Origin of the sequence: Pseudomonas sp. A-1, assembly GCF_004801855.1 — a bacterium.
Lineage (GTDB): Bacteria > Pseudomonadota > Gammaproteobacteria > Pseudomonadales > Pseudomonadaceae > Geopseudomonas.
Genome location: NZ_SSTC01000021.1, coordinates 49913 through 64982, shown reverse-complemented (window position 1 = coordinate 64982; position 15070 = coordinate 49913). Strand labels below are relative to the sequence as shown.

The 15070-nt window shown below is 69.7% G+C and carries 17 protein-coding genes; 5 read left to right on the top strand and 12 right to left on the bottom strand.

Going from position 1 to position 15070, the window contains the following annotated elements; translation table 11 throughout:
* Positions 1-157: 157 nt before the first annotated feature.
* From E5198_RS06815 to gloA, 3 genes are all read left to right on the top strand, one after another.
* Positions 158-1204: a YjgN family protein gene (locus E5198_RS06815; protein WP_218569042.1), complete on the top strand. Its 1047-nt coding sequence runs from the start codon at positions 158-160 to the stop codon at positions 1202-1204.
* Entirely contained in the window at positions 1201-2256 is a 1056-nt protein-coding gene (locus tag E5198_RS06810) for a M48 family metallopeptidase (RefSeq protein WP_218569041.1), read from the top strand. The genes E5198_RS06815 and E5198_RS06810 overlap by 4 nt, the downstream gene beginning before the upstream one ends.
* 76 nt (positions 2257-2332) lie before the next feature.
* Positions 2333-2725 (top strand): lactoylglutathione lyase, encoded by a 393-nt coding sequence (gene gloA, locus E5198_RS06805; RefSeq protein WP_136489248.1) that lies wholly within the window; start codon positions 2333-2335, stop codon positions 2723-2725.
* A gap of 61 nt (positions 2726-2786) precedes the next feature.
* Here gloA and E5198_RS06800 read toward each other — a convergent pair whose 3' ends face one another.
* The 3 genes from E5198_RS06800 to E5198_RS06790 all read right to left on the bottom strand — a co-directional run bounded on the left by E5198_RS06800 (position 2787) and on the right by E5198_RS06790 (position 4049).
* Entirely contained in the window at positions 2787-3032 is a 246-nt protein-coding gene (locus tag E5198_RS06800; RefSeq protein WP_136489247.1) for a DUF2790 domain-containing protein, read from the bottom strand.
* A 72-nt stretch (positions 3033-3104) separates the two neighbouring features.
* Complete coding sequence (uraH, locus tag E5198_RS06795; protein ID WP_136489246.1) at positions 3105-3515, bottom strand: hydroxyisourate hydrolase; 411 nt, start codon at positions 3513-3515, stop codon at positions 3105-3107.
* A gap of 33 nt (positions 3516-3548) precedes the next feature.
* Positions 3549-4049, bottom strand: coding sequence for a heme-binding protein (locus E5198_RS06790; RefSeq protein ID WP_136489245.1), 501 nt, complete (start codon positions 4047-4049; stop codon positions 3549-3551).
* Between the two features lie 142 nt (positions 4050-4191).
* On the opposite strand from E5198_RS06790, the gene E5198_RS06785 reads away from it, so the two are divergent.
* Complete coding sequence (locus E5198_RS06785) at positions 4192-4863, top strand: heavy metal response regulator transcription factor (RefSeq protein WP_136489244.1); 672 nt, start codon at positions 4192-4194, stop codon at positions 4861-4863.
* Positions 4860-6227, top strand: a complete 1368-nt coding sequence (locus tag E5198_RS06780; RefSeq protein ID WP_136489243.1) for a heavy metal sensor histidine kinase — start codon at positions 4860-4862, stop codon at positions 6225-6227. Before E5198_RS06785 ends, E5198_RS06780 begins: the two co-directional genes overlap by 4 nt.
* Positions 6228-6272: 45 nt before the next feature.
* Here E5198_RS06780 and sstT read toward each other — a convergent pair whose 3' ends face one another.
* From sstT to rsxA, 9 genes are all read right to left on the bottom strand, one after another.
* A complete protein-coding gene (sstT, locus tag E5198_RS06775) occupies positions 6273-7496 on the bottom strand; it encodes a serine/threonine transporter SstT (protein WP_136489242.1) in 1224 nt (407 codons plus the stop codon).
* A gap of 237 nt (positions 7497-7733) precedes the next feature.
* A complete protein-coding gene (locus E5198_RS06770) occupies positions 7734-7919 on the bottom strand; it encodes a PA3496 family putative envelope integrity protein (RefSeq protein WP_136489241.1) in 186 nt (61 codons plus the stop codon).
* 108 nt (positions 7920-8027) lie between these two features.
* On the bottom strand, positions 8028-8666 hold the full coding sequence (gene nth, locus E5198_RS06765) for an endonuclease III (protein ID WP_136489240.1): 639 nt from the start codon (positions 8664-8666) through the stop codon (positions 8028-8030).
* Positions 8663-9379, bottom strand: coding sequence for an electron transport complex subunit E (locus E5198_RS06760; RefSeq protein WP_136489239.1), 717 nt, complete (start codon positions 9377-9379; stop codon positions 8663-8665). The genes nth and E5198_RS06760 overlap by 4 nt, the downstream gene beginning before the upstream one ends.
* Positions 9376-10035, bottom strand: coding sequence for an electron transport complex subunit RsxG (rsxG, locus tag E5198_RS06755; RefSeq protein ID WP_136489238.1), 660 nt, complete (start codon positions 10033-10035; stop codon positions 9376-9378). Before rsxG ends, E5198_RS06760 begins: the two co-directional genes overlap by 4 nt.
* A 4-nt stretch (positions 10036-10039) precedes the next feature.
* Positions 10040-11095: an RnfABCDGE type electron transport complex subunit D gene (locus tag E5198_RS06750; protein ID WP_136489237.1), complete on the bottom strand. Its 1056-nt coding sequence runs from the start codon at positions 11093-11095 to the stop codon at positions 10040-10042.
* A gap of 143 nt (positions 11096-11238) precedes the next feature.
* On the bottom strand, positions 11239-13728 hold the full coding sequence (gene rsxC, locus E5198_RS06745; protein WP_136489236.1) for an electron transport complex subunit RsxC: 2490 nt from the start codon (positions 13726-13728) through the stop codon (positions 11239-11241).
* Positions 13725-14300: an electron transport complex subunit RsxB gene (rsxB, locus tag E5198_RS06740; protein WP_136489235.1), complete on the bottom strand. Its 576-nt coding sequence runs from the start codon at positions 14298-14300 to the stop codon at positions 13725-13727. The genes rsxC and rsxB overlap by 4 nt, the downstream gene beginning before the upstream one ends.
* Positions 14297-14881 carry an electron transport complex subunit RsxA gene (gene rsxA / locus E5198_RS06735; protein WP_136489234.1) on the bottom strand — a complete coding sequence of 195 codons (585 nt, stop codon included), beginning with the start codon at positions 14879-14881 and terminating at the stop codon, positions 14297-14299. The genes rsxB and rsxA overlap by 4 nt, the downstream gene beginning before the upstream one ends.
* Positions 14882-15070: the final 189 nt, after the last annotated feature.

The window sequence follows — 15070 nt, the reverse complement described above, 5'->3', positions numbered from 1 at the left end:
CCGGCCCGCTGCGCCGCCGCCAGCGCAGGGCGCCGGCGCGGGAGCGCGGCCGGCGGCTGTGCAGCTTGCGATCGTCAGGCCGGACGACGACGCTCCGCACGAGCGGCCCGGGTCTGGGCGGGCGGGCAGCCCGCGCGAAAGGGTGGTCTTCGATGGCGTGTCGCCACGCGCTGCTGACATTCCGCCGCTCAAGGCCGGCGTGGATGCCCCGGCGGACCGGCCGGCCGCGCGGCGGCAGCTGCCCTTCCAGTTCAACGGCAACGGCTTCGAGTTCTTCCGCATCTGGATCGTCAACATCCTGCTGTCCATCGTCACCTTGGGCATCTATTCGGCCTGGGCCAAGGTGCGCACGCAGCGCTACTTCTACGGCAACACCCAGCTGGACGGCAGCAGCTTCGATTACCTGGCCGATCCGCTGAAGATCCTCAAGGGACGGCTGATCGCCTTCGCCTGCCTGCTGATCTACTCCGTCGTCGGCGAGTTCTCGGTGGCGCTCGGACTGCTGGTGAGTCTGCTGTTCATCGCCGCGCTGCCGTGGATCGTCGTGCGCGGGCTGAGCTTCCGCAACAGCAACAGCGCCTGGCGCGGGGTGCGTTTCGGCTTCGATGGCCGCTATGGCGAAGCGGCGATGGTCTTCCTGGTGTGGCCGCTGCTGAGCGCGCTGACCCTGGGCATCCTGACGCCGCTGACCATGCACAAGCAGCAGAGCTTCATCGCTGGCAACAGCCGCTATGGCACCGCGCGTTTCGAGCTCGACGTCGGGGCGCGTCCGTTCTACATGGCCTTCCTGGCGATGCTGGGCATCGGCGTCCTGACCGCTCTGCTGCTGGGCGTGGTACGCGGTCTGGTGCCGGTGCTGGTGCCGGTCGTGGCGGTGACGGGCTATCTGCTGATGTTCGCCTACTTCAGCGTCAGGTTCACCAACCTCGTCTACGGCAACCTGGTGCTCGGCGACAACCGCCTGGCCGCGCGCTACGAGCTGGGCAGCTTCATCCGCCTGATGCTGGGCAACATGCTCGGTACGCTGCTGACGCTGGGCCTGTTCTATCCATGGGCGAGGGTGCGCACCGCGCGCTACGCCGCCGAGCACATGACGCTGGTCGCCTGCGACGATCTCGACGGCTTTGTCGCCGCCCGGCGCGAGGAGGTGTCCTCCCTCGGCGGCGAACTCGGCGAGATGTTCGACGTGGAACTGGCCCTGTGAGCGCAGCGGCCGAGCACGTGCTGGCCGGTACCTGGTTCGCCGGAACCTCGTCACGGCCGGTGGCGGCCAGGCTGCTGTGCGCCGCCGGTCGCCTGCGGGTGACCGCAGGTGACGAGCTGCTGGCCGGGCCGCTGCCGCTGGCCGAGGTGGTGGTCAGTTCGCGGCTGGGCAGCACGCCGCGTATGCTGCGCTTCGCCGACGGCGCCTGCTTCGAGACCGCCGACAACGCCGGCGTCGACCGGCTGCTCGCCGGCCAGGGCCGCCGGCATGGCCTGGTGCATCGCCTGGAGTCCAGCCTGCGCTACGTGCTGCTCGGCCTGCTGGTGACCGTCGCCTTCGTCTGGGGCGGCGTTCGTCATGGCATCCCCCAGCTGGCCGAAGCCACCGCCTTCGCCCTGCCGGCGACGGTCAGTCGGCAGGTCGGCGAGGGGGTGCTCGAGCTGCTCGACGACGAGCTGCTGTTTCCTTCCGAGTTGCCCGCCGGGGAGCAGGCGCGGCTGCGCCAGCGCTTCGCGGCGATGATGGCGAGCAGCGGCCTGCCGATCCGCCTCGAGTTCCGCAAGGCGGCCGCCGAGTTGGGCGCGAACGCCTTCGCGCTGCCCTCGGGCACGGTGGTCTTCACCGACCAGCTGGTGAGGCTGGCCGAGCGCGACGAGGAACTGCTCGGCGTGCTGGCCCACGAGATCGGCCACATCGAACGCCGCCACGGCCTGCGCCAGGTCCTGCAGGGTTCGGCACTCGGCCTGCTGGCGATGACGGTGACCGGCGACCTGTCTTCGGTATCGTCGCTGATCGCCGGCATACCGGTGATCCTGACCCAGCTCGGTTACTCGCGCGATTTCGAGCACGAGGCGGACCGCTTCGCCGCCGAGCTTATGGTCAGCCAGGGTATCGATCCGGCCCTGCTGGGCAGCATGCTGATGCGCCTGGAGCGGGACGCGCGCAAATGCCCGCAGGCTATGCCTTGCGAGGAGCCGGAGGATGGCTGGTCGAGCTATCTTTCCACTCATCCGCCCACGGCCGAGCGTCTGCGGCAGCTCGGCGGCCGCTGACGCCAGCGGCACTGCATGGGCAGCGCGACAACAGGGTAGAATCCGGCTCCTGCGCAACCGACCAAGGAGAATCCCGATGAGACTGCTGCACACCATGCTGCGGGTTGGCGATATGGACAAGTCGATCGCCTTCTACACCGAAGTGCTGGGCATGACCCTGCTGCGCCGCAAGGACTACCCGGACGGCCAGTTCACCCTGGCCTTCGTCGGCTACGGCAACGAGGCCGAGAACAGCGTGATCGAGCTGACCTACAACTGGGGCGTCGACAGCTACGAGCTGGGCACCGGCTACGGCCACATCGCCCTGGAAGTCGAGGACGTCTACAAGGCCTGCGAGGATATCCGTGCCCGCGGCGGCAGGATCACCCGTGAGCCGGGGCCGATGAAGCACGGCTCGAGCATCCTGGCGTTCGTCGAGGATCCTGACGGCTACAAGATCGAGCTGCTGTCGCCGCAGCGCAAGGACTGAAACGTCCGCAACGACGAAGCCCCGCCAGATGTGCGGGGCTTCGTCGTTGCGGGGCGGCCACTCAGTTCTGCCGCGTGCAGGCCTCGGAGGTGGTGAGGTAGGACAGCCGGCGCAGGTCGTCGGTCGAGTCGCGGTAGGTCATCACCGCGGTGACGACCTCGCAGCGCGGGCTGGCCGGCTTGTCGATCCGCAGTACCCGCGCGATGTCCGGTTGGCTGCCATAGCGGTAGGGCTGCACGTCGCTGTCCTCGGCCTGGGCTAGGCCGGCGATCAGCAGCAGGGGCAGGGCGATGAGGCGCATGTTCATGGTCGAACCTGTATGAGGCGGGGCGCCTGCCGCCGTCGGCGTTCGACGGGGCAGGCGCGGTGGTGGAAGGGATCAGTTGCCGCGATAGGTCGAGTAGCCGTAGGGGCTGAGCAGCAGCGGGATGTGGTAGTGCGGCACGCTGCCATCGGCGCTGAAGATCACCGGCACCTCGGGGAAGAAGGTCGCGGCCTTGTGCTCGGTGAACCACTCGCCGGTCTTGAAGGTCACCCGGTAGGTGCCCTTCTCCAGGCTCTGGCCTTCCGGGAACAGCGCGGTGATGCGCCCCTGCTCGTTGGTGGTGGCGCTGCTCAGCGCCTGCCAGGCGTTGCCGGCCTGCTTCTCCAGGGTCACCTCGACGCCCGGCGAGGGCAGGCCGTTCTCCAGATTGAGCACGTGCACGCTGAGCGGGTTGCCGGCGGCCAGCGCCAGGGAGGACAGGCTGGCGAGCAGGGCACCGGCGCAGAGTTGCTTGAACAGGGTCATGGAGGATCTCCTCGGTTCGTGGATTGGCAAGGTTCAGAGGGTTTGCGTAAGGACGCGGTCGATGGCCTGCTGCGCGCAGGCCTCGTCGTTGGCCGCGCCACCGGCGCCGGCCACGCCGATGGCGCCGATCACCTGGTCGCCGACCTTCAGCGGCAGGCCGCCGCCGAGCAGCAGCAGCTCGTCCAGGGTGTTGAGGTTGGCTGCCTCGGGGTTGCTGCGGGCGCGCTCGGCGAGCAGGCCGCTGGGGGTCTTGGTCGACAGCGCGGTGTAGGCCTTGCGCTGCGCGGCCAGGGTGTTGTGCGGGCCGACGTTGTCGTCGCGCTGCAGGGCGACCAGGTTGCCGCCGCGGTCGAGCACCGCGGCCACCGCGGTGCGGCCGTCGGCATGGCAGGCGGCGAGGGTGGCGTCGAGCAGGCGGTTGGCCAGCTCGAGGGATACGTCGGCGCGCTCGGCGACGCCGACCGGCGCGGCCAGCGCACTGGCGGCGCACAGGGCGAGGCCGGGCAGGGACAACAGGGCGATACGCTGGGACATGGGCTTCTCCGTGGCTGTGCTGGGAACGGTCGCCATCCTCGCAGGCGCTGCCGCTCAAACCGATTGCCGGCGGATTACCGCTTTGTAATGGGCGAAACGCGCGCGAAGGCCTAGCCTATGCGCCAGCGAGGAGGAGGCGGCGATGCGCATACTGGTGGTGGAAGACGAGGCGAAGACGGCGGATTACCTGGGCCGGGGCCTGAGCGAGGACGGCTATCTGGTCGAGGTGGCGCGCGACGGCCTGGACGGCCTGCACCTGATCCGCGAAAGCGAGTTCGACCTGATCATCCTCGACGTCATGCTGCCGGGGCTGGACGGCTGGCAGCTGCTGCAGGAGATCCGCCGCCGCGCGCCGACCCCGGTGCTGTTCCTCACCGCCCGCGACGCGGTGGAGGACCGGGTGCGCGGCCTGGAGCTGGGCGCCGACGACTACCTGGTCAAGCCGTTCTCCTACGCTGAGCTGCTGGCGCGGGTGCGCAGCCTGTTGCGCCGCGGCCCGCCGCGCGAGGTCGAGCGCTTCCAGGTCGCCGATCTCGAGCTCGACCTGCTGCGCCGCCGGATGACCCGCGGCGGCGAGCGCCTCAACCTGACCAACAAGGAGTTCGCCCTGCTGCACCTGCTTCTCAGCCGCGAGGGCGAGGTGCTGTCGCGCGCCTTCATCGCCTCGCAGGTCTGGCAGATGAACTTCGACAGCGACACCAACGTGGTCGACGTGGCGATCCGCCGCCTGCGCGCCAAGGTCGACGATCCCTATCCGTGCAAGCTGATCCACACCGTGCGCGGCATGGGCTACGTGCTGGAGGTGGCGGAGTGAGCCTGTGGCCGCGCGCCCTGAGCCTGCGCCTGGCGCTGCTGTTCGCCCTGGTCGGCGTGCTGCTGCTCGGCGTCATCGGCTTCTACCTGTACGCCTCGCTGGAGCGCGAGATCGCCTGGCGCGACGACCAGGCGCTGCTCGGCCGCCTGGAGCGCATGCGCGGGCTGCTCGACGACAGCGCCAGCATCGATGCGCTGCGCCAGCGTCCGCAGCTGTACGGCAACATGCTCGGCAACCGCGACAGCCTGCTGTGGCTGCTCGACGCCGAGGGTCGCGCGCTGATCGAGGTCAACCCGGCGCAACTGGCGCTGCCGCGCCTGCCGGCGACGGCGCAGGTGCGCCTGGCCGACAGCGCCGACGGCAGCGCGCGACTGGCCTGGCTGCAGGTGGCCGGCGAGGACGGCGCGCTGACCCTGGTCGCCGGCAAGCTGCTCGCCGAGCGTGGGCAGATGCTCGCCGCCTACCGCCTCAAGCTGTGGCTGGCGCTGGCGGTCGGCGCGCTGCTGGCCTTCCTGCTCGGCTGGGCGGTCAGCCAGCGCGCCCTGGGTCCGCTGCGCCGGCTGGCGGCGCGCGCCGAGGGTATCGACGTGCAGCACCTGCACCTGCGCCTGGCCGGCGGCGAGCAGGTCAGCGAGCTGCGCGGCCTGAGCGTCGCCCTCGACCGCATGCTCGCCCGCCTGGAGGACGGCTTCGCCCAGCTGTCGCGCTTTTCCGAGGACCTCGCCCACGAGATGCGCACGCCGCTGGGTAACCTGATGGGCCAGACCCAGCAGACCCTGCGCCAGCCGCGCAGCAGCGAGGAGTACGAGAACCTGCTGGCCTCCTGCCTGGAGGAATACGAGCGGCTGGCGCGGATGATCGACAGCATGCTGTTCCTCGCCCGCACCGAGCAGCCGCAGGCCTCGGTCAGTCGCGAGGCGGTCGACCTGCACGGGCTGGCCGAGCAGCTCTGCGAGTATTTCGAGGGCATGGCCGAGGAGCGCGAGCTGCGCCTGGTCAACCGCGCGCAGGGCAGCCTGCAGGCCGATGCCCAGCTGCTGCGCCGGGCGCTGGCCAACCTGCTGGCCAACGCCTTGCGCCATGCCACGCCGGGCACCGCGGTGAGCATCGACAGCCGGCGCACGGCGACGGCGCTGGAGATCGCCGTGCACAACGCGGGCGAGCCGATCGGCGCCGAACACCTGCCGCGGCTGTTCGAGCGCTTCTACCGCTGCGACCCTTCGCGGGCCCAGCCGGGCGACACCGGCGGCCTCGGTCTGGCCATCGTGCGCTCGATCATGCAGCTGCACGGCGGCAGCGTGCGGGTGAGCAGCGATGCCGAGGGTACCCGCTTCGTCCTGGTGTTCCCCTCGACCGGCGCCTGAGTTCGGAGCCCGTGCAGCCTGCGCGGAGGCACGGGGGCCGGGCGGTCAGTCCCGCTTCGCCATGCAGGCGGCAGCGGTGAGCAGCACGTCGGTGGAGGAGTTCAGCGCGGTCTCGGTGGAGTCCTGGACGATGCTGATGATGAAGCCGATGGCCACCACCTGCATGGCGATCTCGCTGGGGACGCCGAACAGGCTGGTGGCCAGCGGGATCAGCAGCAGCGAGCCGCCGGCCACGCCGGAGACGCCGGCGGCGCTGATCGAGGCGATCACGCAGAGCAGCAGGGCGGTGGGGATGTCCACGGCGATGCCCAGGGTGTGCACCGCGGCCAGGGTCAGCACGCTGATGGTGATGGCCGCGCCGGCCATGTTGATGGTGGCGCCCAGCGGGATCGATACCGAGTAGGTGTCCTCGTGCAGGCCCAGGCGCTCGCACAGCTGCAGGTTGACCGGGATGTTGGCCGCCGAGCTGCGGGTGAAGAAGGCGGTGATGCCGCTCTCGCGCAGGCAGGTCAGCACCAGCGGGTAGGGGTTGCGGCGGATCTTCCAGTACACGATCAGCGGGTTGACCACCAGGGCGACCAGCAGCATGCAGCCGACCAGCACTGCCAGCAGGCGGGCGTAGCCGAGCAGCGCGTCGAGGCCGGCCTCGGCCAGCGCCGCGGCGACCAGACCGAAGGCGCCCAGCGGGGCGAAGCGGATCACCACGCGGACGATCTCCGACACGCCGTGGGACAGGTCGTGCAGCACGGTACGGGTGGTGTCGCTGCCGTGGCGCAGCGCGATGCCCAGGCCGATGGCCCAGGCCAGGATGCCGATGAAGTTGGCGTCGAGCAGGGCGCGCACCGGGTTGGTGAGCAGGCTGCCCAGCAGCGCGGCCAGCACCTCGCCGATGCCGCCGGGAGCGCTGGCCTCGGCGCCCGTGCCGTTCAGCACCAGGGTCGAGGGGAACAGGAAGCTGGCGCTCACGCCGACCAGGGCTGCGGCCAGGGTGCTGATCAGGTAGAGGACCAGCACCGGGCGGATGTGGGTCTGCTGGCCGCGCTTGTGGCTGGCGATGGCCGAGGTCACCAGCAGGAACACCAGTGGCGGCGCCACGGCCTTGAGCGCGGCGACGAACAGGTTGCCGACGAAACCGACGGACTGGCCTGCCTGCGGGGAGATCAGCGCGAGCAGGATGCCGGCGATCAGGCCGATGACGATCTGGGTGACCAGGCTGGTGCGGGCGAGCCGCTGCAGTAGCGGGCGTGGGGAGGTGGTGGCATTGCTCATGGACTGTCTCGCGGTGGTTCCGGACACCGCCGCGCTGCAGTCTTCGACGGCGGCGCAGCGCCGTCCGTATGCTGCAGGGCACGGGGCGGGGCCTCGTGCGAGAGGGGGGCGATTGTACGGCGCGCGAGGGGACGCGGCAAAGTGCCGGCCGGCAGGGACAGCCCCGCCCGGCGCGAGGCCGGGCGGTGGCAAGCAGGACAAGGGTAGGGGCGCGGCGCGGACCGCACGCGAGGGCGGTTACAGATCGAAGTCGTAGTCGGCGAGCCGCTTCTTCAGGCGGCGCTCTTCCAGCAGGTTGTCGATCACGCGGCGCTTGGCCAGGTTGCTCTTGCTGGTCGGTGCATCCTTGGCGTCGGTGTCATCCGCTTCGGCGTCGACGACGAAGTCTTCATCCAGGTCGAGGTCGGGTTTGGCTTGGGCCATGACTGCTACTCCAGAGATCAGAGGACCGTTTTGCGCACCTTATAGCGGCAAAATTCTGGAGGGTAAAAAAGAATTTATTTATCGCCTGAGAAGGAATCCTATATCGGATCAATCGTCGGAAGTCTTGTGCCTGTACTCGCACAGATCCTCGATCCGGCAGCTGCCGCACTGCGGCTTGCGCGCCTTGCACACGTAGCGGCCGTGCAGGATCAGCCAGTGGTGGGCGTCGAGCAGATATTCCTTCGGCACGAACTTGACCAGCTTCTTCTCCACCTCCAGCACGGTCTTGCCGGGGGCGATGCCGGTGCGGTTGCTGACCCGGAAGATGTGGGTGTCGACCGCCATGGCCGGCTGGCGGAAGGCGGTGTTGAGCACCACGTTGGCGGTCTTGCGGCCGACCCCGGGCAGCGCCTCCAGTTCCTCGCGGGTGCTCGGCACCACGCTGTCGTGGCGCTCGATGAGCAGGCGGCAGGCCTCGATGACGTTCTTCGCCTTGCTGCGGTACAGGCCGATGGTCTTGATGTACTGCTCGAGGCCCTCGACGCCGAGGGCGTGGATCGCCTCCGGAGTGTTGGCCACCGGGAACAGCCTGGCGGTGGCCTTGTTGACGCCGACGTCGGTGGCCTGGGCGGAGAGGATCACCGCCACCAGCAGCTCGAAGACGCTCTGGTATTCCAGCTCGGTGGTCGGCTCGGGATTGTCCTCCTTCAGGCGGCGGAAGATCTCCGCGCGCTTGGCCGCATTCATTCCACCACTCCGGTGACGCGCACGCGGCGGCTCGGTGCGGGCTCGGGAGCCGGCTGGCTGGCCCTGGCGCGTTCTTCGGCGCGCTCGTCGAGGATGTTCTTGCCGGCGATCAGCAGGCCCAGCACCAGGAAGGCGCCGGGCGGCAGGATGGCCAGCAGGAAGCCCTTGTAGTCGCTGCCGAACAGGTTGAGTTCCCAGCTGGCGGCGATCGGGCCGAACAGCAGCTCCATGTTGGCGAACAGCGTGCCGGTGCCGAGCAGCTCGCGGATGGCGCCGAGCGCCAGCAGCACCAGGCCGAAGCCGGTGCCCATCATCAGGCCGTCGAACGCCGAGCGGGCGACGCCGTTCTTCGCCGCGAAACCGTCGGCACGGCCGAGGATCACGCAGTTGGTGGTGATCAGCGGGATGAAGATGCCGAGGATCTGGTACAGCTCGTAGGTGAACGCCTGCATCAACAGCTCGATGCAGGTGGTCAGCGCGGCGATGATCATCACGAAGGCCGGCAGGCGCACGGCGGTCTGGGTCACGCTGCGGATGCTCGACACCGCGGCGTTGGAGCAGGCCAGCACCAGCGCGGTGGCGAGGCCGAGGCCGAGGGCGTTGACCGTCGAGTTGCTGGTGCCGAGCAGCGGGCACAGGCCGAGCAGCTGGACCAGGCCGGGGTTGTTCTTCCACAGGCCGTTGACGGCGATTTCGCGGTAGCTCTGGCTCATTGCGCGCGCTCCTGTTCGGGCGTCGGTTGGGCGGCGGCCTGGGCGAACAGCTCGGCCTTGTGCCCGTCGAAATACTGCAGGGCGTGGTGTACCGCCTTGACCACCGCACGCGGGGTGATGGTGGCGCCGGCGAACTGGTCGAACACGCCCTGGTCCTTCTTCACGCCCCAACCGGCCTCGCCCGGGTCGACCAGCGACTTGCCGTTGAAGGCCAGCACCCAGGGGCTCTTGGCCAGCTCGATCTTGTCGCCCAGGCCCGGGGTTTCCTTGTGCGCCAGCACGCGCACGCCGGCCAGGCGGCCGTCGGCGTGGATGCCGACCAGCAGGCGGATGCTGCCGCTGTAGCCGTCCGGGGCCACGGCCTGGAGGATTATGGCGCTCGGCTGGCCACCCTTCAGCGCCAGGTAGGCCGGCAACGGCCTGTCGCTGCCGAGCAGCGGGTCGACGAGGTCGAGGCGATTGTCCAGCAGGTGGTTGTCGTAGCTGCCCTGCGGCAGGATCTCGGCCAGCGCACGCACCTGCGCCTCGCGTTCGGCAGCGGCGATGCGCGAGGCGGTGCCCTGCTGGGTGACGGCCACCACGCCGACGGTGGCGACGGCGAACAGGCCGAGGATCAGGGCGTTGCGCAGCATCGAGCGCGGCATTTCCGGCAGCATGGCCTCAGTCTCCCAGCTTGAAGCCGCGTTCCGGCTTGCGGTGGCCGTAGGTGCGCGGACGGGTGTAGTAGTCGATGGTCGGCGCGGCCAGGTTCATCAGCAGCACGGCGAAGGCCACGCCGTCCGGGTAGCCGCCCCAGGTGCGGATCACGTAGGCGAGGATGCCGACGCCGGCACCGAAGATCACCCGGCCGAGCAGGCTGGTGGCGCCGGACACCGGGTCGGTGACGATGAAGAACGCGCCGAGCATGCTGGCGCCGGTGAGCAGGTGGAACAGCGGCGAGCCGTTGGAGTCGGAGCCCGAGCCGTTCCAGAACAGCAGGCTCATCAGGCCGAGGGCGGCGAGCATGCCGACCGGCGCGTGCCAGGTGAACACCTGCTTGTACAGCAGGAACAGGCCGCCGGCGAGGAAGGCCAGGTTGACCGCCTCGGCGCCGTAGCCGCCGAGGCTGCCGAACGCCGGGTTGCTCTGCCACAGCTCGGCGATGGTCAGGCTCTTGTTGACCTTGAGCGCGTCCAGCGCAGTGGCCTGGGTCCAGGCGTCCGGCAGGCCGGCGGTCAGGCCGAGGATGCGCTGCAGGCCCTCGACCAGGCCGAGGGTCGGGCTGACCGCCTCGAAGCCGCGCGGCGCCGGCCAGCTGGTCATCTCCACCGGGAAGGAGATCAGCGCCACCACGTAGCCGAGCATCGCCGGGTTGAACGGGTTCTGGCCGAGGCCGCCGAACAGCTGCTTGCCGAACACGATGGCGAAGGCGGTGGCTACCAGGGTCAGCCACCAGGGCGAGTAGGGCGGCAGGGCCAGGGCCAGCAGCACGGCGGTGAGCACCGCGCTGTAGTCGCGCAGGAAGAAGGCCACCGGGCGCCGGCGCAGGCGCAGCACCGCGGCTTCGCAGCCGAGGGCGACGGCGCTGGCCCAGAGGAGGTTGATCAGCGTGCCGAAGCCGTACAGCCAGGTCAGCACCAGGATGCCGGGCACGGTGGCCAGCAGCACCAGCTGCATGACCTTCTGGGTGCGGTTGCTGCCCGTGGCGTGGGGCGAGGTGATGCGGGGCAGGGCCATGGGTGCTCCGTTGTGGGCTTGCCTGGGGAGGTTGCCCTCCGCCTGCCGGTGGTGACCGGCGATGATCTTGGGGTTCGTAGGGTGGGTTACGGCTGTCGCCGGCATCGGTGGGTTACGCCGCAGGCGGCTAACCCACCCTACGGTCATGTGCTCTGCTGCTCCGCCAGCCTGCCTTCGGCCTCGGCCAGTCGCGCGCGAGCAGCCTCCAGCGCGGCCGGGTCGGCGTTCTCGTCGCGCTCCAGCTTGCGCAGGTCGGCGCGGGCGAAGGCGACCTCGGTCTTCAGGGCGCGGGTGGCCTCGTCGACCGGGCGCTTGTCGGTGCGCACCAGCTCCGGCGCCGGCTTGCTGGAGGCGTCCTCGGCGGCGTGCAGGGCCTGCTCGGCGCCTGCCAGCGCCTCGCGCAGCCGGGCCAGCTCGGCTTCGCCCGCGCCAGCCTTCTCGGCCTTCTTCAGCTCGGCGCGCTTCATCGCCAGCTCGACCTTGGCCTTCTTCAGCGGGTCGATCTCGGCCCTGGCCGGTTCGGCCGGCGCGGGCGCCGGTGCGGCGGCCTGCTGTTCCAGCGTGGCCAGGGCCTTCTCCGCGTGCGCCTGCTGCTCGCGCAGCCTGGCCAGTTCGGCCTGCTGTTCGGCGTCCGGGGCCTCGAGCTTCTCCAGCTTGCGGATCTGCGCCTTGAGCATGGCGGCCTCGATCTTGGCCTTCTTCAAAGCCTCGTCGCCGGCCGGCCTGGCGGCGGCGGGAGCGGGCGCGGCGCTTTCGGCGGCGGCCAGCGCCTGGTCGGCGGCGGCGAGCTGCTCGCGCAGCTTCGCCAGTTCGGCCTGCTGTTCGGCGTCCGGGGCCTCGAGCTTCTCCAGCTTGCGGATCTGCGCCTTGAGCATGGCGGCTTCGATCTTGGCCTTCTTCAGCGCCTCGTCGCCGGCCGGCTTGGCGGCGGCGGGCGCGGCCGGAGCGGAGGCCTGGGCTTCGGCGAGGGCCTTCTGTGCGGCTTCCAGCGCGGCGCGCAGCTCGGCGACCTGGGCGTGCAGTTCGGGTGTATCGTGCTGGGCCAGTTGCTTCTCGGCCTTCTTCAGCGCCACCTGGGCCATGCTGGCCTCGATCTTCAGGCGCTTGAGTTCCTCGCTCGCCGCGCTGGAGGCCGGTGCGGCAGCTTCCTCGGGCTTGGCGGCAGTTTCGGCCTGGGCGGCCTTGGCGCGTGCGGCCTTCTCGGCGCGCGCCTTGCGCTCCTCTTCCTTGCGCTCTTCCTCGCGGCGCAGGCGCTCCTGGCGCAGCTCGAAGCGCTGCTTGGAGTGCTCGGCCTTCTGCTGCTTCTGCTCCAGCTCGCGGATTTCCGCCTTGGCCGCCCGGTAGTACTGCACCAGCGGGATGCTCGACGGGCAGACATAAGCGCAGGCGCCGCACTCGATGCAGTCGAACAGGTTGTGCGCCTTGAGCTGCTCGTGCTCCTGGCCGAGGGCGAAGAAGTGCAGCTGCTGCGGCAGCAGGCTGGCCGGACAGGCCAGGGCGCACTCGCCGCAGCGGATGCACGGCATGGCCGGCGGCGGCGGCGGCAGTTCCTTGCTTGTCGGCGCCAGCAGGCAGTTGGTGGTCTTGACCAGCGGCACGTCGAGTGCCGGCAGGGTGAAGCCCATCATCGGTCCGCCCATGATCAGGCGGTCCATCTTGTTCGCGTCGAGGCCGGCGAAGGCCAGCAGCTCGCCGACCGGAGTGCCGATCAGCGCCTCGACGTTCATCGGCCGGGCCAGCGCCTCGCCGGTGAGGGTGACGATCCGCGCGATCAGCGGCCGGCCGAGCACCACGGCGTCGTGCACCGCCACCGCGGTGCCGACGTTCTGGCAGAGCATGCCGATGTCCGCCGGCAGGCCGCCGGCTGGCACTTCGCGGCCGGTGAGGATCTGGATCAGCTGCCGCTCGCCCCCCGACGGGTATTTGGTGGGGAACACGCGCAGCTGGTAGCTGCGCTCGCCGAGGGCGGCGCGCACCGCGGCGATGGCCTCCGGCTTGTTGTCCTCGATGCCGATCAGCACCTCGTCCGGCTGGATCAGCTGGGCCAGGATGTCGATGCCGACCACCAGTTCGGCGGCCTTCTCGCGCATCAGCACATCGTCGGCGGTGATGTACGGCTCGCACTCGGTGCCGTTGATCACCAGGGTGTGGATCTTCTGCTGCGGCCGCGCGGTGAGCTTGACCGCGGTGGGGAAACCGGCGCCGCCCAGGCCGTTGATGCCGGCGTCGCGGATCCTCCCCAGCAGCTCCTCGGGCGCCAGGGCGCGGAAGTCGGCGCAGGGGGCCAGCTCGCACCATTCGTCCAGACCGTCGGCCTCGATGACGATGGCCGGGGCCAGCATGCCGGAGGCGTGCGGGTAGGGCTGCGGGCCGATGAAGGTCACGGTGCCGGAGGTCGGCGCATGCACCGGGACGCTGACGAAGCCGGCGGCCTCGGCGATCTTCTGGCCCTTGCGCACCCGCTCGCCGACTGCCACGCAGGGTTCGGCCGGCGCGCCGATGTGCTGGCTGAGCGGCAGGGTCAGCTGCCTGGGCAGCGGCGCCGACTGGATCGGTGTGCGGTTGGACAGTTCCTTGCGCTCCGGCGGATGGATGCCGCCGGGGATGTCCCAGATCTTCGCGCGTACGTTCATGCGGCCTGCTCCCGGTCGCTGGCGATCAATTGGCCGGGCGGGAGCGGGCGCTCCCACTTCCAGTTCTGCACGCTGCCGCCCACCTCGAGCATGTCGATGCAGTCCACCGGGCAGGGCTCCACGCACAGGTCGCAGCCGGTGCACTCGTCCTTGATCACCGTGTGCATCTGCCGCGCCGCGCCGACGATGGCGTCGACCGGGCAGGCCTGCAGGCACTTGGTGCAGCCGATGCACTCGGCCTCGCGGATGAAGGCGACCATGCGCGGCTTCTCGCCGCCGGCGGCGTCGAGCGGTTCGGCCTCGACGTCGAGCAGGTCGGCCAGCGCCTGCACGGTGGTCTGCCCGCCGGGCGGGCACTTGTTGATCTTGTCGCCGCCGGCGATGGCCTCTGCGTAGGGCTTGCAGCCCGGGTAGCCGCACTGGCCGCACTGGGTCTGCGGCAGCAGGGCGTTGATCTGCTCGACGATGGGGTCGCCCTCGACGCGGAAACGCACCGCGGCATAGCCGAGGATGGCGCCGGCGATCAGGCAGATCGCGGCCAGGGCAACGACGGCAATGAGGACCAGACTCATAGCTTGATCAATCCGGTGAAGCCCATGAACGCCAGCGACATCAGGCCGGCGGTGACCAGGCCGATGGCCGCGCCGCGGAACGGCTTGGGCACGTCGGCGATGGCGATGCGTTCGCGCATGGCGGCGAACAGCACCAGCACCAGGGAGAAGCCCAGGCCGGCGGCGAAGCCGTTGGCGGTGGCGGTGAAGAAGGTGAACTCGGCCTTGTTGGCGTTGAGCAGGGCCACGCCGAGCACGATGCAGTTGGTGGTGATCAGCGGCAGGAAGATGCCGAGCACGCGGTACAGCACGGGACTGGTCTTGTTCACCACCATCTCGGTGAACTGCACCACCACGGCGATCACCAGGATGAAGGTGATGGTCTTGAGGAACTCGAGATCCAGCGGCTTGAGCACGTACTGCTGCACCAGGTAGCAGCACATGGCGGCCAGGGTCAGCACGAAGGTGGTGGCCAGCGCCAGGCCGATGGCGGTTTCGATCTTCTTCGAAACCCCCATGAACGGGCAGAGGCCAAGGAACTGCACCAACACGAAGTTGTTGACCAGAATGGCGCTGACCAGGATGAGGGCGAATTCGGTCATGGGCAGGGAGACTCGCGCCGGTGGATAAAGGGGGCGCATATTATCGTGAACCCGTTCATAGCGTACAAGCGGAGCGGGCTGGGCGCTTTTAAGCTCTTTTTGGAATAAATGCCGCGTGTCCGGCTATTAGCGTGGCTTGCAGCCGGCTCGGAGCGCGGTGCGTCCCATTGTCGCGAGCGCCCTTGTCGC

Excerpts from the sequence above, each read along its gene's own strand:
- rsxC (WP_136489236.1), bottom strand. The coding sequence starts at position 13,728 with ATGAACGTACGCGCGAAGATCTGGGACATCCCCGGCGGCATCCATCCG.
- E5198_RS06760 (WP_136489239.1), bottom strand. The coding sequence starts at position 9,379 with ATGAGCCAGAGCTACCGCGAAATCGCCGTCAACGGCCTGTGGAAGAAC.
- rsxA (WP_136489234.1), bottom strand. The coding sequence starts at position 14,881 with ATGACCGAATTCGCCCTCATCCTGGTCAGCGCCATTCTGGTCAACAAC.
- E5198_RS06790 (WP_136489245.1), bottom strand. The coding sequence starts at position 4,049 with ATGTCCCAGCGTATCGCCCTGTTGTCCCTGCCCGGCCTCGCCCTGTGC.
- sstT (WP_136489242.1), bottom strand. The coding sequence starts at position 7,496 with ATGAGCAATGCCACCACCTCCCCACGCCCGCTACTGCAGCGGCTCGCC.
- gloA (WP_136489248.1), top strand. The coding sequence starts at position 2,333 with ATGAGACTGCTGCACACCATGCTGCGGGTTGGCGATATGGACAAGTCG.
- E5198_RS06750 (WP_136489237.1), bottom strand. The coding sequence starts at position 11,095 with ATGGCCCTGCCCCGCATCACCTCGCCCCACGCCACGGGCAGCAACCGC.
- E5198_RS06785 (WP_136489244.1), top strand. The coding sequence starts at position 4,192 with ATGCGCATACTGGTGGTGGAAGACGAGGCGAAGACGGCGGATTACCTG.
- rsxG (WP_136489238.1), bottom strand. The coding sequence starts at position 10,035 with ATGCTGCCGGAAATGCCGCGCTCGATGCTGCGCAACGCCCTGATCCTC.
- uraH (WP_136489246.1), bottom strand. The coding sequence starts at position 3,515 with ATGACCCTGTTCAAGCAACTCTGCGCCGGTGCCCTGCTCGCCAGCCTG.
- E5198_RS06770 (WP_136489241.1), bottom strand. The coding sequence starts at position 7,919 with ATGGCCCAAGCCAAACCCGACCTCGACCTGGATGAAGACTTCGTCGTC.
- rsxB (WP_136489235.1), bottom strand. The coding sequence starts at position 14,300 with ATGAGTCTGGTCCTCATTGCCGTCGTTGCCCTGGCCGCGATCTGCCTG.
- E5198_RS06800 (WP_136489247.1), bottom strand. The coding sequence starts at position 3,032 with ATGAACATGCGCCTCATCGCCCTGCCCCTGCTGCTGATCGCCGGCCTA.
- nth (WP_136489240.1), bottom strand. The coding sequence starts at position 8,666 with ATGAATGCGGCCAAGCGCGCGGAGATCTTCCGCCGCCTGAAGGAGGAC.